Origin of the sequence: Epilithonimonas lactis, from assembly GCF_900110605.1 — a bacterium.
Lineage (GTDB): Bacteria > Bacteroidota > Bacteroidia > Flavobacteriales > Weeksellaceae > Epilithonimonas > Epilithonimonas lactis.
The window spans coordinates 597686-617960 of the sequence record NZ_FOFI01000003.1; the positions used below are offsets into that span (position 1 = coordinate 597686).

Genomic DNA, 20275 nt, shown 5'->3' on the forward strand with positions numbered 1-20275 from the left:
TTTTTTTAATTTAGAATTTTAATGTAACATTTACACCGATGTCTCTAGTTGTTGGAAGCGAACCAATGGAATATCCATAAGCACGATTTCCGCCACCAACCATCGCTTCTGGGTCAGCATAAGGAAGATTTTTGTGAATGATCCACAAGTTTCTACCTACGATTGAGAATTTAGCATCCGTAAGGAAAGTACCTGCCAATAATGATTTTGGAAGAGAATATCCTACACTTGCCTCTCTTAATTTTACATAAGATCCGTCATAAACAAATCTCTTGTTTGGCATAAAGTTATATCCATCCAAAGATCCAGAATTTCCAGCTGCATTTACAGTTGTGTTAACTTGTCCGTTTGGATTAACACCTTCCCATACGATTCCGCTTTCTCTGTAATCTCCAGTCTCTTTAAACAAACCTGTAGAAAGACCGTACGACATATCTGTAGAGAATATATCTCCACCTTTTCTTACATCAATCAAGAAGCTAAGTGAAAAGCCTTTGTAATTGAAACTGTTTCTTACACCTCCGATCCAGTCTGGTGTTGCGTTACCAATAATCTGGTTACTTTGTCTTAGGTATCTACCTGTAGTCGGATTGATCACTTTTTCACCGTTTAGGTAAACATAATCAGTACCAACTAAAGTACCCCAAGCTTCTCCAACTCTAGCGTTCATAGAAACACCACCTTGGAAAGATGAGATAAGTAGATTACTAACTGTCGGGTGAAGAGAAACAACTTTATTTCTGTTCTGAGACCAGTTAGCATTAACAGTCCATGTGAAGTTATTATTCTTAACAGGAGTCAAGCCCAATTGAGCCTCCCATCCCCAGTTATCAATTTGTCCTGCATTCAAAGCTGCATTTAAAACACCTGATGCTGAAGAAACTGCTAAAGTAGGTAGGATCTGATCAATTGTTTTAGTTTTGTAATAAGCAACGTCAGCTGTAATTCTTCCTTTTAAGAAATGAACTTCTGTACCTACCTCAAATTCTTTTGATCTTTGTGGTTTCAAGTTAGCATTTGGCTGAGTTGTTTGTGAACCATACATTCCTGTATTTCCAAAAAAACCTGCCGGTGTGTAATAATATGCTGTAGAGTATGGGTCAGCAGTTCCTCCAACTTCCGCGTAGTTCGCTCTTAATTTCCAGAAGCTCAACCAATTTGTTTTGATAAGTTCTGAAGCAATGAATGAACCAGTTACTGATGGATAAGAATAGCTGTTATTTTCTGCTGGTAGCGTAGAACTTTTATCAGCTCTAAATGTACCATCTAAATAGAAAATCTTGTAGAAATCAATGGATGCAGTAGCATATCCACTGTTTGTTTGAGTTGTCCACTCAGATTCTGCAGGCGCCAATGCTGGATCAGCAGAGTTACCTAATGAATATAGACCAGGAACTACCAATCCTCCTTCTGTACTAGCAAAGATAGAGTTGTAGTAGTTTCTTCTGATGTTACCCCCCACGATACCACTAACATTAATGTTATCTGTGATATCAAATTTGTAGTTTGCAAAAACATCATAGTTGGTTTCAGTTCTTAAGATATCCTGTCTAGAGTATCCTGAGTCAACATTGTTTCTAGCAGCACCAAAAACCTGAGATACAGACCCTTTCGCTACTCTATTTTCAATAGACAAATTAGATCTATCGTAAGATACTTTACCTGTTAGAGTAATGTTCTTTGTGAAATCATAAGTTAAACTAGCAATGTTGAAACTTCTGTTTCTTTTATCAGAAGAGTAATTTTCAAATACTTGGAAATATGGGTTATTCCAGTATCCTAGGTGATTATCATTAGAATAATATCTGTTCCATCCAACGTTTCCGTAGTTATTAGCTTCTGATGGGTTTTTTACGTTGTTAAAGTATGCACTTTGAAGCGCTTTCAAATCAACGTTTGTTTGCCACCATTGTCTGAAACCAGACATCAAGTTATCAGAATAACCAGTCACGTTTCTTCCTCTAGTGTCTTGCAAAGTCAAAGTGGAATAGAAAGATGCATGTAACTTTTCAGTAAGGTCGTAGTTTACTTTTAATGACAAAGTGTTTTTACCGATGTGTGAATTTGGTACGATACCATCAGCTGTCATATTGTCGTATGTGAACAAAATATTCTTTCCTTTTACACCTTTTTCTAATGAAACTGTATTTGTATAAGTTACAGGTGTTTGGAAGAATTCAATAGGTCCGTTCTTAGCAGCTACCCATGGTGTTGCTTTTCCAAAATTTGGAGATGTTGGATCGAAAGAATCCCACTGATAAACCAATTGATTTGGGTTGAACGCTGGTCCCCATGATGCATCCTCATAGAAATTGGCATATGGAGTTCCATCTGGTGCATTATCTTCTCTGTAAAATGAAGCCTCATAACCAGCACCATATTTATTCTGGTATTCTGGGAACGTGCTCTTATCTACAAAACCTGCCTGAACAGTTGATGAATAAGTTACACCCCAAGAGCCATCATCTTTACCTTTACCATTTTTTGTAACGATAACAATTACCCCATTCAAACCTCTTTCTCCATAAAGTGCAGATGCCGCAGCACCTTTCAACACGTTGATAGATTCGATGTCTTCTTGGTTGATGTCTGACAATGCATTACCATAATCCACAGCACTACCATAAGTAGAAGTGTTATTAACAGGTGAACCATCGATCACAATCAATGGGTTACCACCTTGTACAGTCTTCACCCCTCTTATCAAAAGGTTTGAAGATCCACCAAAGTTGTTTGTAGTGGTTACATTAAGACCAGCAACCTTACCAGATAATTGAGCTGCAATGTTTCCGGTATTTGTTGTACCATCAGACAATGCATCCGCCTTAATTTCCTGAGAAGCATATCCTAAAGATTTTTTTTCTCTCTTGATACCCAAAGCCGTCACTACAACGCCTTCGATATCTTGAGTCTTAGCTGTATCCTGTACCGTTTGCGCCGAAACCATTGCAAAAGACGACGAAAGAACCACTGCTAAAACGCTTGTTGTTAATTTTTTCATATCAAATCAAATTTTTCAATAAACAAAAATGCAAAACTTTATTAATATACACAACACAAATTGTTAAAAATTTGTTAATTTCATTACCTAAAGTTTACTATTTATATAACTTTGACACAGAATATTTATTATGTCATTGTTAAAAAACTTTTCAGAATCACTTTTAGAAGCGGGCTGCGACGAGGTAGGGCGTGGTTGCCTATCTGGTCCCGTCGTGGCTGCAGCGGTTATTATCGACAAAAATTTTAAGCAAAATTTAGTTAATGATTCTAAAACGTTAAATTTTAAAACAAGACAGAATCTCGACTTATATATAAGAGAGAACGCCGTGGATTTTGCAATCGCAGAACTTTCTCCGGAATTTATTGACCAACATAATATTCTCAATGCAAGCATCCACGCGATGCATCTGGCTCTAGACCAACTGAAAAGCAGACCGGAATTGATTTTGGTGGATGGCAATCGTTTCCATCCTTATAATTACACACCGCACCATTGCATCATCAAAGGTGATAGCAAATTTCTGTCAATCGCCGCCGCTTCTATCATCGCAAAAAATTACCGCGACAACCTAATGATAAAACTCCACGATGAGTTCCCACATTACGGCTGGAATACAAATTTTGGCTATTGTACAAAAACGCATCAGAAAGGACTTAAAAAATTTGGTCCGACGATTCACCACAGGAAATCTTTCCGATTGGACTACGATGTCGAGATTGATTAAACTTTTTTAAAACTATTTTGTAAATTGCTTCCTTAACCTATATATAAGGATGCAAAACTCATACACCGTCATCAACGCCTCTGCCGGTTCTGGCAAAACTTACCGTCTGGTTCAGAGTTTGTTAATGATTTGCCTTCGATTTCCTAATCAGTCTGATTCCATAAGAACGATTTTGGCATTGACTTTCACCAACAAGGCGGCCAAAGAAATGAAGGAGAGAATCCTCTTCTATCTCGGCGAATTTGTAAAAGATAATTACACTGAAAATCAGGATTTGAAGAATGTTCAGGAAGCATTGGCAAGTCAAGGTTACAGGATTACGTTGGATGATTTGCATCATCGTTCGCAGAAAGTGCTTGATTATATTTTGCACCACTACTCGACTTTGAACATTGGGACGATTGACAAGTTCAATTCCAGATTGGTAAAGAGTTTTTCTTACGAATTGGGATTGGCTCAGAACTTCAATTTGGAAATCCAGCCAGAACCTTATTTGATTGAAGCGGTTGACAAAATGCTGGATGAAATTGGCGAAGACGAAACAGTTTCCGACGCTTTTATGGATTATGTCAATTATAATTTAGACAATAACGAGCGTGTGAACCTCAACCAAACGCTTTACAATTCGGCGAAGAAATTTGTGAGCGATGTGCACTACAAACCTTTGCAGGACAACAAAGATTTCGAATGGGAAGCTTATGAAAACAAGAAAAATGAACTTAGAGAAACCATTAAAAATCTAAAATCTGAATCGCTCGAAATTGCAAAACGAGCTTTGGAATTAATTAAAAGTAAAGATATTGAGATTGAGGATTTTGCGAGTGGAAAAAGTGGAATCGGTGGATTTTTTGTCAACATTCTCGAGTTTCATAAAACCAAGGATAAAAAATTTCCGTTCCCAACAACTTCCGAAGATTCGAAAATTGAAACGTTTCTGAAAGGCGCTTCCACAAAAGGAAAACACAAGCAAGCAGAGATTCAGGATATTTTACCTCAACTAATTTCTTGGCGAAGAGAAATTATTGATTTGTACATTAATTCTCAAAAAAAAGAAAAAGTTCTTCAAGCGATTTTACCATTGAAAGTAAACGCCGATATTCAGAAAAAACTACTGGAAATTGAGGAAGAGAACGATTTGGTTTTGCTTTCGAAGTTCAATATTTTGATTAATGAAAATCTTCGGAATGAACCTTCGGCATTTATTTATGAGAAAGTTGGGACGCAATTTCAGCATTATTTCTTTGATGAATTTCAGGATACTTCTACGATGCAATGGCAGAATTTTCTTCCGCTTCGGGACAACAGCATCACGTCGGACGACACGAGTTTCACCATCGTTGGCGACCCGAAACAAAGCATCTACAGATTTCGTGGTGGCGAAAGTGAGTTGATGCTCAACATCATTAATAAAAAAGAAATCACACCCAAATTTGCAACGGCTGAGAATCTTGGTTTCAACTGGCGAAGCGCGAAGAATATTGTCGATTTTAATAATAAACTGTACGATTTTATGTCCGGCGATTTGAATGATGAGCATCAGAAAATCTTCGGCGAAAACGCTTTGCAGGAATCAAAATCCAAATTGGAAGGTCGAGTGAAAATCCATCTTTTGGAAAACTCGACCAAGAACGTTTTTTACGATGAAACGGTGGCGAAAATGCAGAATGACATTCAGGAAAGTTTGGACAATGGTTTTGATTTTTCGGATATCACGATTCTTTGTAGGGGAAATTCGGATATTTTTAATTATTCTCAGCTTTTGGGAAATTTGAAAGTCAATTACAAAGGAAAGGAAACTTACATCAAAACGATTTCCGAGAAAGGTTTGACACTCGATTTGGCCTTTACCCTCAAAGCTTTGATTGAATTTTTGAAATGGAATCTGGTTCCGAAAAACCGTCAATTCTTGGTTAAAATGATGTACTTTCTGAATGTTTCGGGAAGAATTACAATGACAGATTTTACTTCGGAAATTAAAGAAATTTTGAAGTTTGATAATAAGAAAGACATTGAAGATTTCATTAATGAAAAATATAAGGTAACGCTGATTCAGAAAGACATTCCGCAACTTAATCTTTATAATTTCATTGAATATTACGTTCACGAATTTTCGATTGAAAATAAGGAAACTGATTTCCTGTTGAATTTCCTTGAAATGCTTCACAATTACACGCAAAATACGGGTGCAACGCTGAAAGAATTCCTGAAATATTGGGATGATGAAGCTTCAAAAATCAGTATTCAGGCGAGTGAAAATGTGGATGCGATTCAGATTATGACGATTCACAAAGCGAAAGGCCTGGAATTCCCCATCGTTTTCATTCCTATGGAAAATAAAAATAACGACGGCAAATTCTCGGAATGGTTTGATTTGGGAAGCGAAGATGAACTGAAAACAGTGATTTTAAACCAATTTTCGCCCGAACTAGAACGATATGATGAGGAATTGGCGGGTTTTAATTTGATTAATTCTTACCGAAACAAAATCGACCGTTTTTGCATTCAATATGTGGCGACGACAAGACCTGTGGAACAACTTTTTTTCTATCTGGAAAAGCCGAATAAATCTGCTAATCATCTGGAATTATTTGATTTTGCAAGTCAATTTCAGCCTGTGGAAAATGGTGAATTATTAGATTCATTTGATGTTTATGGAGTCTCAACGGAATCATTAAAAAAACAAAAACGCAAGGAGAAAAAAGAGTATCAATCCGAAAATATCAATTCGATTTCTCAGAAAACCGAGAAAGCTTCGAATATTGAAATTGCGACCTCATCCAAAAGTTATCAAAACCGGGTGGAACACGTTCGAATGGGAATTTTCACCCACGAAATCCTATCAAAAATCAAAACAAAAAAAGATGTGCTGAAAGTTCTAAATTCTTACGTTTTGGAAGGCACCATCACGAACGATGAGAAAACTTCGATTTTGGAACGTATTGAGAATATCATTAATGATAACAATTACGCTTCCTATTTCGAAGAAAATCTGACCATCATCAATGAACGAGATATGCTTTCTGTGGAAGATGGAACGTCGAAAACTTATCGTCCGGACAGATTGATTAAGACAAAAGATGGTTTCATCATTGTGGATTTCAAAACGGGAAGCGAGAAGGAGAAAGACCAAAAACAAGTGGCACTTTATCAGGAAAAATTAGAGCAGTTTGGGGAAAAGGTTATGAAGACGGATGTGATTTATATTTAGATTTGGAGATGGGAGACTTGGAGATGAGAGACTTGGAGACGAGAGACTAAGAGATTATAGACAAAAAAAACCCCGAGAAATGATTCTCGGGATTTGCATTTTTATTTCTTAACAGCGGTTACAACCTGGCCTTCCATTTTTGTGATATTATCAAAAATCTGTTTGAATGCTGGATAATATTCTTTCGGATAAACTGGGTCTTCAACTGTTGTTGTGGTTTCTACAGTCAGTTTATTTCCTTCTTGAGTCACTTTGTAAACGTATTGAATTGCATTGTCCTCTGTTCTGAATTTTTTGGATTTCGGAACGTTTTCGAAAGCGTATCCATCAGGCAGAGTAATCGTCACTTTTTTGATTTTGTCGTAACCTGTGTACAGTTCGATTGGGGAACGCCTCTCATCTGTCTGATCGAACTCATGCGATTTGTTGTACAAAAACAACAATGGATTGAAGACCAATTTATTACCAATTCCATCAACAAAAGAGTCAGAATCGAAATCGAAACTGGTCTGAAAGGCATTATCCTCCAGCAATTCGGTTTTGATGTTGGTGAAGGGAAAAGCATAGCGGTCTTTGTAAGATTCTTTTTGATAGGCCGCTTTGTCCTCTTCATATTTTTCATTGTTCATCATCGCATACAACATTGTGTCTTTGTCTGAAAATGAACCGACTACAGTTCCGTCGGGATTTAAATGAGCATTCACATTGAGATATGTTGTGCTTTTGCCAGGGCATAAGACATTTAATTTCTGGGCACCTTTCTCTGTCATAAGATAGCCGTTGTAATTGAAAGCTGTTGGACGGATCAGATTGGGAATAGAAAGCTTTGAACTGGCGTCATACAAAATGGTTTTTTTATCGATTTCCAAAAATGCTACCGTATAGTTCAATTGGTTAAGCGATGGTGAATGATCCATCAAGAGACCTCTTCCAATCGTAGCTAGCACGACAGGCTGAGCATCCAGACCTGCACTTCTCATGAGCATGATCAGCAACAAATTGATCTCTCCAGACGTCCCAACTTTAGTTTCTACCAGATCTTTGATACCTTTCCCATCTTCCGTTCCAACGGTATAATAGCCGTTCCAATTATAATTCTTCTGAACGAATTTGAGAACTGCAGCCGCTTTTGCCTCCGGAGATTCTATATTTTTGATATCGACCGGAAGAAGTTCTTTCACGAGAGATCTTCTCTTAAGTTGTTCTCCGAAATAATCTGATTCATAGAGTTGTTTGGAGATATCTTTCCAAGTGACTGCATAAGATTTAAAACCACCCTTATTGGATTCGTATGGATTTCCCACCATTGTTATGTCCGAAGAATTGAGTTCTGCTCTGATGGATGTTCTGTAGTTATCTATGTTATGAACATACTTCTCATCTCTATAAGGTGCAATATCATCATAACCAAAGCGGTACGTAAAGTACTCGCCTCCATAGATGTTTTTATCTTTATCATCTTTGTTCTTTGGCTTAAGGCTACCCTTGTAGTCTATATTAAATCCTAAGTATTTGGGGAAATCCAGAACGTACTCGAAGCGGCGTATTGGTACGACATCCTCGACCGTAACTTTATCTACGGCCCAAAAATAGGGTGAATGCACGGAATATCTATATTCTACAACAGAACCGTCTTTCACATTTTCGAAGGCAAACTTGGTGACGGTGTAATTTTTAGACTCTTTGGATTTGTACTTGGAATTTTTCTCTACAGATGTCGTTTCTACTTTATCATTCACAAGATTATAAGTTACCACTTTGAGAGAAGAGACTTTTTCTGATTTGTTATTTTTGCCATCATACGTGTAGATTTCCTGATTCAGAAATTTTTCGGCGTGGTCTTTTATATAGATCTTCACGCGGCTCACAACATCCAATTTGAGCTCTCCATCAACAATATAATAATGATAGGACTTGTAAAGGACCTCAGCGGCTTCCGTTGGATTTTTTTCGTATTTACTCGTTTTCAGATCTGCATTATCGAGCTTTGGAATATCCAGAAACTTGTACTGCCCGAAAATTGGTAAAAAAACGACAGCTAGCAATAATTGTAGAATTTTTGTTTTCATTGGTTTTTATAGTTAATCTGTTGCATCTTATTTTTTGAAGAAAAAAAATCCAGGAAGTGTTCCTGGGATTTTTCTATTTCTTAACGGCCGTTACAACTTGGCCTTCCATCTTCGTAATATTATCAAAGATCTGCTTGAAAGCTGGATAATATTCTTTCGGGTAAACTGGGTCTTCAACGGTTGTGGTGGTTTCTACCGTCAGTTTATTTCCTTCCTGAGTTACTTTGTAAACGTACTGTATCGCATTGTCCTCGGTTCGGAACTTTTTGGACTTCGGCACATTTTCGAAAGTGTAGCCATCTGGTAAAGTGATTGTGACTTTTTTAAGCTTGTCATAACCGGTGTAAAGTTCGATTGGGGAACGTCTCTCGTCTGTCTGATCGAACTCATGCGATTTGTTGTACAAGAACAACAATGGATTGAACACCAATTTATTACCAATCCCATCTGCGAACGTATCCGAATCAAAGTCGAAACTGGTTTCAAAATCACCTTTTTCTGTAACTCCAGATTTCATATTGCTGTAGGGGAATTTGTATCGTTCTTTATAATTTTCCTTTTGGTATTCGGTTTTATCTTTATCGTAGCTTTCATTGTTCATCATCGCATAGAGCATCGTATCTCTATCAGAAAAATTACCGGCAAAGGTTCCATCTGGATTCAGTTTTGCATCTACAGTGAGGTAGGTCACACTTTTCTCCGGGCACAAAATATTGATCTGTTTAGCTTCGGTCTTGGTCATCACAAATCCATAATAATTAAGCGCCGCAGGACGAATGATATTTGGTGATGTCATCTTGGAAGTTGCATCATAAAGCGTAAACTTCCCGTTGAAATCTATTGATGCCAAAACGTAATTCAGCATCCCGAGACTTGGGGAATATCCTGTCAAAATACCTCTACCAACAGTGGAAAGTAGCACAGGCTCCGCATTGAGGTCTGCATTTCTCATCAATAAAATCAATAACAAATTGATCTCTGCCGAGTTTCCGGATCTTGTACTGATTAGATTTCTAAGTCCTTTATCTGTAAATGCAGCATATTCTCCATTCCAGCTGTATTTGCTTTGTGCAAATTTCAAGACAGCGGCCGCTCTTTGCTCATCGTTTTTGATTGATCTGATTTCTTCCGGAAGTAGATCTTTTACGAGACTTGATCTTTTCAGCTCATCACCAAAATTTTCATCTTCATAAATTTGTTTTCTGATATCTTGCCATGTAACGCCATAAGACTTGAAACCGCCCTGCATTCTGGTATCATTGATCGCTCCGGTTCTGCTGTCATAAGCCTGACCTCCGCCAGTGATAGGAAAATTGGTAGAGTTGAGCTCAAACCTAAGTGAAGTTCTGTAATTGTCTATGTTATTCACATATTTCTCATCTTTATATGCAGCAATATCTTTGTAAGCAAATCGGTACGTTTTATAGTCTGCACCGTAGAGCATCTTCTCTGCCACTTCTTGTTTGAAAGGCTTGAGCTCTCCTTTGTAGTTGACATTATATCCAAAATATTTTGGTACATCAAAAACATACTCGAAATGTCTGATCGGAACCTCATCCTCTATCATGACTTTGGGAATGACGTACAAGAATGGAGATAAAACAGAATACTTGTACTCTACTATAGAACCATCTTTGACGTTTTCGAAAGCAAACTTGGTTACCGAATAGTTGTTGTTTTCTTTGGATTTATATTTGGAATTCTTATCAACTGATGTAGCTGCTATCTTTCCGTTTTCAAGATTATAGGTATTGACCTTCAGAGACGTGATTTTTTCTTCATTCCTGTTTTTACTTTGATAGGTATAGATCTCCTCTTCCAGGAACTTTTTTGCATCATCTTTCTTGTAGATCTTTACTCTGCTGATGACATCCAAATGCAATTCTCCATCTGTGATATAATAATGGAATGTCTTGTAAAGGACCTCTGCAGGTTCGGAAGGATTTTTGGAATATGATGTAAGCTTTAGATCTTCGACATCCAGCTTTGGAAGTTCTAGAAACTTGTATTGCCCAAATATTGGCAAGACAATACAAGTCAGTATCAATTGTAAAATTTTTGTTTTCATTGTTTGCATTATAGTTTGGTTATTAGAATTTTGGTATGGTCGATCTTATTGGTTTTTTTTCTGAAGTTGATGTAATCCGAAATTTTATCTGCCGAGAAAATTCCTTTTTTCAGCATGAATTTTCTTCTCACCAATAATTTTTTGTCTTGAGGAATGAACTCCATAGAGAAACTTCCAAACTCCGAGTCAATTTTCACAGGCGCGATGGTCTCGGAGAACTTGTGTGTATCAGGAATTGTATATTCGATCTCATAATCATCTGTAAAACCGAAAGGAATCTCGATTGGCATCTTTCTATCAGCATTTTCCAGATAAAAATCCGAATCGATGAAAGGAATAGCTCTGAAGTAGATATCCGAACCCAGTGACTTGGAATAATTGGAAGCCTTAAAGTTCAGATCAAAATTAATATTCCCTTGATCTCTGTCATTGTTCATATTCTGAATATCGATGCTCGAGAGTTGCAAATTGTCATAACGGTGCTTCAAAGCATCCTTTTGCTCTACAGGCGTCAGCGACAACAGCGACATAGACATATCGTACAAACCTCCTGAGTAGGAAAATTTAGACGTCACATCCAAATTATGATCTGCAGAGATATTGGCTTTTACCCTAAGGATCTCCTTATTGTTCTCTGTGATGGATTTTGGTGTGTCTACAATTTCTGCAGTACCATCTTTGATCATGAGAACGTTTCTATCCGTGGTACGATAACTCAAATGGTTGTATGCCATTCTCTGAGAGGTATTCTCCAGCCATATATTTCCGGTCTCTGTCGGCACGCATAAGATCACATGGTTGCCATCCATTCTTGGGAAATCCTTATCGAAAAGTTTCGGCGTATCATCCATGTAGATCACGGAATAGTAAGATGGGATTCCAGCGGCTTTCAATAGCACTCTCATGTAATTTGTAAGCGCTTTGCAATCGCCGTAGCTCTTTTTCCTAACATCTTCTGCCAACATCGGCTGCCAGCCACCAATTCCCAATGCAACGAAAACATATCTCGTTTTGTTTTGCATATATTGGTAAATGGTCTTCACTTTTTCTTCTGTAGTTCCTTTCAGATTGAGCGCATTCACTTCCTGCTGTAGTTCTGGCGTGATCACAGAAACAGGTTCCAAGATATCGTTGTACCATTTTCCAAAATTTTGCCAATTGGACATATCGCCTCGTTTGCCCTTGAGTGTAAAATTATCCAAAGCAAATTCTGCCTTTGGCATCAATGTAACAGGATTTGGCGCATACTTTTCCTCTACGAATGCAGGAACATTATTATAAGAGAGGGAAAAATTATTCTCATCACCTTCTAACTGGATCTGACCAAAATCTGTGTTTTTGATCTTACGTCTTAGTTTGATCCCAGACGTGTTTGTAAAACTGTAGGAAGAATTTTGAATCGCCACATTGTAACCGTAGAAGGTAAAAAATGGATTCAAAAATGCTGTGTCAGAAGAATCTCCATCATAAGTAAGCTCAATGGTGTAAGGATAACTGGTAGAAATGATCTTCAAGTACAACATCCTGGACTCTGTGTACAGCTCGAAACCTTCTGAGGAAGAAAAATCCGAAAAATCTTTCTTCGAATAGGTCTTTGATAATTTCCCCAATGCATCAAAGGTTCTCACCTTGATATCACTCACCTTATTGGTCTTGTCGTAAGGGATTTTCAAAACGCCGTAGTCATCGCCAGCTTTGGTCATGATCGTCATAGCTCTTGTAAAATGAGTCTCGACCTGGCTTACGGAGCTCACAACCGTTTTCTGGTCATAATTTCTGATGACAACATTTGCGTCTGTTAAAAGTTCTTTTGGTATCTCTGTGACACTATAGTTTTGTGAAAGCATCTTGACAGACACCAACACAAAGAGGGTTATTAGTTTTTTCATCGATTCAAAAAGAGATTAGTTCGCTGCCGGAACAAAAACCCTTTGGGCCAACTCCTGGTCAAAGAGATATAGTGCGGACGGATTGTCCTTCACCATTCTGATCTTGGAAACTAACAATGATGCACTGGACTCTTCTTCCACTTGCTCATTGATGAACCATTGCAAGAAACTTGTCGTCGCAAAATCGCTTTCGTCATTCGCAGCCTTCACGATGTTGAAGATGCTTTTTGTCACCAATCTCTCATGATCCAATGCTTTTTCGAAAATCTCCTGCGCATTGGCAAATTCGTGTGGTGGTTTTGGAACCTCATTCAAAATGATCTTTCCTCCAATATCATTCACATAATCGAACATCTTATCCGCGTGCATCAATTCTTCCTTGGATTGCACTCGGAAATAATTGCCGATACCTTCCAGATCTTGTGCATAAAACCATGCGCTCATCGATAGATATAATTGTGCTGCGTATTGCTCTTTTGTTATTTGCTCGTTGACAAGTGTAACAATTTTCTCTGAAACCATAACTTTATTTATTTTTTTATGAAATTTTAACTTTAGGAGCCAAATATAAAAAAAAGAGCCGTTACAAAATAACGACTCTCTCTGAAATTAATCACTAACTAAAAACTTATTTCACTGTTACTCCATCAGCCTTTTTTCTGGCTTGGAAATTTTCCTTTCTCTCAGCCATTTTCTTAGCTTTCAACTCTTGGTATTTTTTATACTGCTCAGGTGTCAAGATCTTTTGCATCTCTGCTTCATTCTGTTTCATCTTCTGCATTCTATCACCTTTTTTAGCATCAAAGTCAGCTTTTCTATCTGCCGCTTTTGCTTCGTGTAAGGCGGTCAATTGCGCTACTTGAGCATCAGTTAGATTTAGCTCCGCTTTCATTTTTTGCAAATGTTCCGCTTTCTTTTGAGAATGATCTGCTTTAGTGGTCTGTTGAGCAAATCCAAAAACTCCTAATCCAAGAAATGCTGCGCTTAAAATTAATTTTTTCATATTGATTTAATATTTGATAATGTATTGATTTTTATCAATCTATTAGTTTGATGTCAATTTTTAATCCAGGTTAAAAATTCAAATGATAAAGTTTGTTAAAATTTATCTTGAAGTAAATCTCATTCCAGAATTTCTACCGCCACTTTCAGATCTCGGAGAAGCATTTTTCTGATTTCCTCTGCTTTCTATCTTTCTCTCCGTTTTCTGATTTTGTCTGATTCCGTTATTCTGACCTCTCGTTCCTTCATTTCTAGTCGCTGGAGCAGATTGCGTTCTGATGTTTTCACTTTTTATTCCGCCCGTGCTATATCCTCTAATGTTACCTTGGTTTCGGACACCATTATTCTCATTGTTTCGCACGACGCCATTTTGTGAATTTCTGATTCCACCGATGTTATTTCCATTCGCTCCACTTCTTATGCTTTCGTTACGTATTCCTTCATTTCTGTTTGGCTTGATCATATTTTGATTTCTTCCATCATTTCTGAAGCCTTCCTTGAAATTCCCTCTGTTGACCTTGTAAACATTAATATTCACATTTCTGTAAACTGGTCTTACTGGATATCTTCTCGCATAGAAATTCACGTTTCTATTTCTGTAGAACACAAATGGACTTGCGCCTCGGAAGTAAACATTTTGATAAACTACGAAAATCCTTGGTCCCAAGATATTTTGCAAAGCATAGAATCTGTCGTAGTACCATCTGTCCGGATTCCATCTATAGTAGGAGTTCCAGGCGTTGTAAGAAGCAAATCTGTTATTCAACATCATAATTTGCTGTATTTGGAACGGACTCAAACGGTTTTGAAAAAAGAACTGGTCCCAATTCACATTGACAACCGATTGTCTATAGTCATTGTAATAACCTTGGTAATATTGGTCTGGATAGTAATCTGTTGGATAATTGTAATAATAGTCCTCATGATAATCATAAGAGTTATCGTAATACTCGTATCCGTTGTATTCGTTTGGATAAGTATCGTAATAATCTTGGGCAGAGATCAATCCTCCAAAAATTATAGCTAGGGTAAAAAATATCTTTTTCATTTCTTTAAATTTTATTTATTGTGAAAATTCATTTTCTCTAATGAAACTTTCTATCTTTTGGATATTGGATAGGAATAAAAGTTAAAGTCTGCCGAATTAATATTTCTAAAAACGATGATAAATTTTAGATTAATGATTGATAATCAATGATATTATTTTTTATCAGAAAATGAAAAGCCCTTCAAAGTTTGAAACCATGAAGGGCTTTTAATAATTTATTTTAATGATTTTAATCTCGTCCGCTTGCTTCTATCCAGCCAGCAATTTTCTGATTGAAGTCTGTTTGCTCTTTCAAATCTTCCAATTTCAAATGCATTCTGTAACGCCAGTAATGTGGGAAAACAGCAGGATTGTTGATTCTTTCTTCGTCCATATTTGGATTCATCAAGTCATCATCTGTCGCCAAAAATTCCTGAATTGGGAAAATCGCCAACATCGCTTCTGTGAAAAGATGTTGTTTCATAATCATCTCTGACAAGTCCGGCGTCAAATCCCAAGGCGCAGTTCCATATTGTCCCAATTGTTGGTTGAAATATTTCTGAGTCAGGTTTCTGTCCTCGTGCCACCATTGTCTCAAGGTAGAACTGTCGTGGGAAGAAGCTGTTACTACATTCAAATAACTTGCATTTTTCGGGTCGTAGAACGGAATATTATCGGATGGCATTCTTTGCACTTTCAAAGCGGTGATTGCCAACTTATCCATCACCACAGGTACAGAATCTGGAACCAAACCAAGATCTTCACCACAGATCAACATCGTAGTCGAATTGAGTAAAGCTGGCAATTTTTCCATCGCTTTCTGGTACCAAAGACCGTCCTGACGTTTGAAGAAGTAATCATTGTAAACATCGCTCAACTTCGCTTTTTCCCAATCTGGCAAATACTTGTAAGATGTCGTTTTAGCGATATTGAATCTTGGATGATAAACAATTCCGTTCTCAGTTTCTTCGGTCAAGAATAAAACATTTCCGGCCAAAGAGATCAATTTTTCTTCTGCCCAATCCCACGATTCTTTTTTGAAGTAATCGGTTAATTTTCTTTGTGTATCAAATTCTGGTTTGAAGGTGAAATTTCCATTCTGATGATCAAAGAAATGATTTTGAATTTTCTCTTTCGATTCGCCAAATGTCTCCCAAAGAATTGGTTCATTCACAAATGGTTTGATGTAACGATCATAATTGAAAGGAATCTGTCTGTCAGAAAACTCTCTCTCTGTTACAGGAACAGCTGGATAAAAATATCCTAACAAACCTTGTGTCGCAGAGATCGGCATTCTCCAAATTCTAAAGAATCCAAGAATATGGTCGATTCTCATCGCATCAAAATATTGTTCCAAAACTTTGAAACGTTTCTTCCACCATTGATAATCATCAGCTTTCATCACTTCCCAATTATAGGTCGGGAATTCCCAGTTTTGACCTAGATCGGAGAACTGATCTGGCGGTGCTCCAGCTTGGAAATCCATCCCGAAAAGTTCTGGTTCTGTCCAAGCTTCTACGGAATATCTGTAAATCCCAATTGGAAGATCACCCTTCACCGAAAGTCCTAGTTGATGCAAATATTCCACTGCGTCCTGCAATTGCAAATGCAACTGATATTGAACCCAAGCATGAAGCATAATGGTTGCATAGTCCTTATGTTTAGGCGCATAAAGCGTCGCCACTTTTCCCGCAACAAATTTCTTATGGGTTTTCCAATCGTTGAAATTTGGTGTTTTGTATTTGTCTCTCAAAACACAAAATGCGGAATAAGGCATCAGCCATTCTTCGTTATCCTTAATGAATTTCTTGAAGTTTCTATCCTTCAAAATCGCTTCTTGATTTTCCTCGAAAATAGCATTTGCAAACTTCCATTTTCCGAAGATCATTTGCTCGTAATCGATTAAACTCAAAGCATTTAATTCAGCTTTTTTATCTTGATATTCTTTTACTAACTTTTTCGGTAAAGCATATTCCAACTTCTCAACCGAAAGATATTGCGGGTGAAGTGCGTAAACCGAGATCGCCGCGTACGGATAAGAATCGGTCCAAGTATAATTCGCCGTCGTATCATTGATCGGCAAGATCTGAATCACGGAAAGCTTTGCATCATTGGCCCAATCGCCTAATTTTTTGATATCAGAAAACTCACCAACTCCGAAACCATCTTCTGTTCTCAAAGCGAAGACAGGAACTGCAACACCTGCAGAATGCCAAAGCGTTTCATTATTAAATTTGAAATAATGGTCCGCTTTCACGTACAAAATATCCTTGGTCGGATTTCCGAAAACCCAGCGGTTCTCGCCTGGTTCTATATAAATTAATTGTCCCGTATTCTTGTTTTTGATCGCGTATTTGTAGAGAACAGTTTGGTGCGTCGGAATTTCAACGCCAACTTCCCAAATCCCATAATCGGTTTGTTTAAGCTCTACTGATCTTTCACCGTTCCAATTTCCCAAGACATCCACATTTCCGATCAACACCAATGTCCAGTTCGGATGATAAAGTGGCGCTTCTATTCGGAAAAGATGGGTTTGTTTTTTGACGACCGACAGTTTCTCAGGTTTGAAACCTTGCAAACGGTTGTGAAGAATTTTGTTGGTCAAATAATTTTCTGGGAAATTTTTAAGATTCCATTGGTCAAAGATCACAAATTCTTTGAAGCTGTTTGGTAAATTGAGATTGTGAGTCGGGATTTCTTCATCCAAAATATCACCTTGTTCGCTCACCAAAAGATATTTGTACTGAATTGTTTTAGAAAAATAGTCAATTTCTGTGGTCCAGTTGTTATTTTCGGAGTAGTTCAGTTGGTGGTCGCGATGTTCATTTTTCTCGTCGTACAGGCGCAAAACGAGTCGCTCGCCAACTTTTGTTCCGAAGTTAACACTAAAGTATAGTTTCATTATTAAGGTCTATTAATATGGATGCAATTTAATGATTTATTGAATTATAAATAATATTCCATCAAAAAAATCATTTTTCCGCAATTCTTTCCAAATAAGCCTTAATATTATTGTCTAGTGAAATCGTGATTCCGCCTACATTTTTCGCTTTCATGTACATCAAAACCTTTTCGTCTCGCAGTGCGAACATCAAAAAATCAGTGAGTTTTTCGGGTGGTATTCCTGCTTGTGCAAAATATTCTGGGTCGATATTATTCTGCGTCCAAGCCAGACCTTCCTGTAGATCTTCATATTTATAGAGCCTTTTCAATCGTCTGGATTTTCCACTGAGGACATCATAGATCGCCTGAATTTTGATAGCTGGTGGAATTCTGAGCAATGGCATCAAAATATCATCTACGGCTTCGGCTGGCTTTTCTCTTGGCTTGTCTGGACCTTTGGGAAGTCCTATCGAGTTTCTGAGTTCTTCCTCCTTAGATTTGGCGAGATTCTTATTAATGATTTTCACTTCCTCTATTTCCTGAGGCATTCTTTCCAGCTTAATGGTCCGAAAATCATTGGAACTGACGGTCATCTTTCCCAATTTAAAATTTTCCTTGGCAAACCGGATCTCATCGCCCACTTTTCCATTGATGACGAAATTGCCATAAGCATCGCTGTAGGTTTTCTCGTCGGTGGTCATATTCACGATTAAAACTCTTGGAATCAAAATATCGTCTTCTGACATTACGTTTCCTGAAATGTTCTGCGAGAATATAAATCCTGACAAAGTGATAAAAATAAGTTGTAAAAGTATTTTCAAAAGCTATTGTTTGTCCAAAAGTAAAGCACTCTGGTAAAATAAAAATACGGTTTAACTTTCGTTAACCGTATTTCTAAATATTTAAGAATTTATGTTTTGATTCTTATTTTATAATAATTGATAAGTGGTTCCTTCTCTTCCATCTTTCAACTCGATTCCTTTTTCCAGAAGCTGATCGCGGATCTGGTCAGACAAATCCCAATTTTTAGATTTTCTTGCTTGATTTCTCAAATCGATCAAAACTTGCAAAGTCTGATCAAGCTTATCATTGTTTGATTCTTCAATCATTTGTAATCCTAAAACATCAAAAACAATCGCGTTTAAAAATTGTTTCAAATCTTCATAATCATTGGTCGAAATGCTTTCTTTTCCAAGCTTCGAAGCTGAAATAAACTTCACCGCCTCGAACAAATGGGAAATCAAAATCGGACTGTTGAAATCGTCTGACAAAGCTTCCAACACTTTCTCTTTCCAAGCTTTATAATCGAAAGAAGATACTTCTACACCTTCTGTCGGAACTTGTGTATTAAGGATTTTAACAGCTTCCATCAATCTGTTGAAACCTTTTTCACTCGCCAACATTGCGTCATTGGAAATATCCAAAACACTTCTGTAATGCGCCTGCAAGAAACAGAATCTCAATACACTTGGATGAAACGCTTTCTCGAAGAAATCATTATTCCCAGTGATCAATTCCATTGGAAGAATGTAATTTCCTGTGGACTTGCTCATTCTCTGTCCATTCATTGTCAGCATATTGGCGTGCATCCAATATTTCACAGGTTCTACGCCGTTGCAAGCTTTTCCTTGAGCGATTTCACATTCGTGGTGCGGGAATTTCAAGTCCATTCCACCACCGTGAATATCGAATTGGTCGCCCAAATATTTAGTGCTCATCGCCGTACATTCCAAGTGCCAGCCAGGGAAACCTTCTCCCCAAGGCGATGGCCATTTCATAATATGTTCCGGCGAAGCTTTTTTCCAAAGGGCGAAATCTTGTGGATTTTTCTTTTCAAATTGCCCATCCAAATCTCTTGTGTTGGCGAATAATTCTTCGATGTTTCTTCTGGAAAGTTCGCCGTAATTAAGTCCTCTTGCATTATACTCCAAAACATCGAAGTAAACGGAACCATTGCTTTCGTACGCAAAACCTTTTTCAATCAGATCTTTCGCAAGTTCCAATTGTTCGATGATGTGACCCGTTGCAGTCGGTTCAATCGTTGGCGGAAGCAAGTTGAATTTCTTCAAAACCTCGTGAAAATCGACCGTATATTTTTGTACGATTTCCATAGGCTCCAATTTTTCCAATCTGGATTGCTTGATGAATCTGTCGTTATTGATATCGCCATCGTCCGTCAAATGTCCGGCATCCGTGATATTTCTGACATATCGAACCTTATAACCCAGAAACTGAAGGCTTCTGTAAATAAAATCGAATGACAAAAAAGTTCTCACATTCCCCAAATGCACATTGCTGTAAACCGTCGGTCCACAAACGTACATCCCGATATTACCTTCTAATATGGGTTTGAAAACTTCTTTTTCGCCTGAAAGCGAGTTGTATATTTTTAGTTGCATTG

The 20275-nt window shown here is 37.6% G+C and carries 12 protein-coding genes; 2 read left to right on the forward strand and 10 right to left on the reverse strand.

The window, feature by feature from the left end; genetic code table 11:
- Nucleotides 1–10: 10 nt before the first annotated feature.
- Complete coding sequence (locus BMW39_RS12375; protein ID WP_034975850.1) at nt 11–3001, reverse strand: SusC/RagA family TonB-linked outer membrane protein; 2991 nt, start codon at nt 2999–3001, stop codon at nt 11–13.
- A 130-nt stretch (nt 3002–3131) separates the two neighbouring features.
- Between BMW39_RS12375 and BMW39_RS12380 the strand changes: the two genes are divergently transcribed.
- Entirely contained in the window at nt 3132–3728 is a 597-nt protein-coding gene (locus tag BMW39_RS12380; RefSeq protein WP_034975852.1) for a ribonuclease HII, read from the forward strand.
- A gap of 49 nt (nt 3729–3777) precedes the next feature.
- Nucleotides 3778–6936, forward strand: a complete 3159-nt coding sequence (locus BMW39_RS12385) for a UvrD-helicase domain-containing protein (protein ID WP_034975854.1) — start codon at nt 3778–3780, stop codon at nt 6934–6936.
- A 101-nt stretch (nt 6937–7037) separates the two neighbouring features.
- On the opposite strand, the gene BMW39_RS12390 is transcribed toward BMW39_RS12385, so the two are convergent.
- The 9 genes from BMW39_RS12390 to cysS form a co-directional block, all read right to left on the reverse strand.
- On the reverse strand, nt 7038–9005 hold the full coding sequence (locus tag BMW39_RS12390) for a transglutaminase domain-containing protein (protein WP_051879928.1): 1968 nt from the start codon (nt 9003–9005) through the stop codon (nt 7038–7040).
- A 73-nt stretch (nt 9006–9078) separates the two neighbouring features.
- Complete coding sequence (locus BMW39_RS12395) at nt 9079–11073, reverse strand: DUF3857 domain-containing protein (RefSeq protein ID WP_034976201.1); 1995 nt, start codon at nt 11071–11073, stop codon at nt 9079–9081.
- Nucleotides 11074–11081: 8 nt separating this feature from the next.
- Complete coding sequence (locus tag BMW39_RS12400) at nt 11082–12962, reverse strand: DUF3857 domain-containing protein (protein WP_074719340.1); 1881 nt, start codon at nt 12960–12962, stop codon at nt 11082–11084.
- A 15-nt stretch (nt 12963–12977) separates the two neighbouring features.
- The gene (locus BMW39_RS12405) at nt 12978–13484 is read right to left on the reverse strand and encodes a ferritin (RefSeq protein ID WP_034975856.1); all 507 of its coding nucleotides are present in this window, start codon (nt 13482–13484) and stop codon (nt 12978–12980) included.
- Between the two features lie 106 nt (nt 13485–13590).
- Nucleotides 13591–13965: a Spy/CpxP family protein refolding chaperone gene (locus BMW39_RS12410; RefSeq protein ID WP_034975858.1), complete on the reverse strand. Its 375-nt coding sequence runs from the start codon at nt 13963–13965 to the stop codon at nt 13591–13593.
- Between the two features lie 102 nt (nt 13966–14067).
- On the reverse strand, nt 14068–15012 hold the full coding sequence (locus BMW39_RS12415; protein ID WP_034975861.1) for a hypothetical protein: 945 nt from the start codon (nt 15010–15012) through the stop codon (nt 14068–14070).
- A gap of 229 nt (nt 15013–15241) precedes the next feature.
- Complete coding sequence (locus BMW39_RS12420; RefSeq protein ID WP_175459333.1) at nt 15242–17893, reverse strand: 4-alpha-glucanotransferase; 2652 nt, start codon at nt 17891–17893, stop codon at nt 15242–15244.
- Between the two features lie 70 nt (nt 17894–17963).
- A complete protein-coding gene (locus tag BMW39_RS12425; RefSeq protein ID WP_131474321.1) occupies nt 17964–18695 on the reverse strand; it encodes a hypothetical protein in 732 nt (243 codons plus the stop codon).
- Nucleotides 18696–18803: 108 nt separating this feature from the next.
- The gene (gene cysS / locus BMW39_RS12430; protein WP_034975867.1) at nt 18804–20273 is read right to left on the reverse strand and encodes a cysteine--tRNA ligase; all 1470 of its coding nucleotides are present in this window, start codon (nt 20271–20273) and stop codon (nt 18804–18806) included.
- Nucleotides 20274–20275: the final 2 nt, after the last annotated feature.

What these genes read in the sequence shown, in the direction of transcription:
- BMW39_RS12375 (WP_034975850.1), bottom strand. Translation starts at nt 3,001, where the DNA reads ATGAAAAAATTAACAACAAGCGTTTTAGCAGTGGTTCTTTCGTCGTCT.
- BMW39_RS12410 (WP_034975858.1), bottom strand. Translation starts at nt 13,965, where the DNA reads ATGAAAAAATTAATTTTAAGCGCAGCATTTCTTGGATTAGGAGTTTTT.
- BMW39_RS12415 (WP_034975861.1), bottom strand. Translation starts at nt 15,012, where the DNA reads ATGAAAAAGATATTTTTTACCCTAGCTATAATTTTTGGAGGATTGATC.
- BMW39_RS12380 (WP_034975852.1), top strand. Translation starts at nt 3,132, where the DNA reads ATGTCATTGTTAAAAAACTTTTCAGAATCACTTTTAGAAGCGGGCTGC.
- BMW39_RS12385 (WP_034975854.1), top strand. Translation starts at nt 3,778, where the DNA reads ATGCAAAACTCATACACCGTCATCAACGCCTCTGCCGGTTCTGGCAAA.
- BMW39_RS12405 (WP_034975856.1), bottom strand. Translation starts at nt 13,484, where the DNA reads ATGGTTTCAGAGAAAATTGTTACACTTGTCAACGAGCAAATAACAAAA.
- cysS (WP_034975867.1), bottom strand. Translation starts at nt 20,273, where the DNA reads ATGCAACTAAAAATATACAACTCGCTTTCAGGCGAAAAAGAAGTTTTC.
- BMW39_RS12390 (WP_051879928.1), bottom strand. Translation starts at nt 9,005, where the DNA reads ATGAAAACAAAAATTCTACAATTATTGCTAGCTGTCGTTTTTTTACCA.
- BMW39_RS12400 (WP_074719340.1), bottom strand. Translation starts at nt 12,962, where the DNA reads ATGAAAAAACTAATAACCCTCTTTGTGTTGGTGTCTGTCAAGATGCTT.
- BMW39_RS12420 (WP_175459333.1), bottom strand. Translation starts at nt 17,893, where the DNA reads ATGAAACTATACTTTAGTGTTAACTTCGGAACAAAAGTTGGCGAGCGA.
- BMW39_RS12395 (WP_034976201.1), bottom strand. Translation starts at nt 11,073, where the DNA reads ATGAAAACAAAAATTTTACAATTGATACTGACTTGTATTGTCTTGCCA.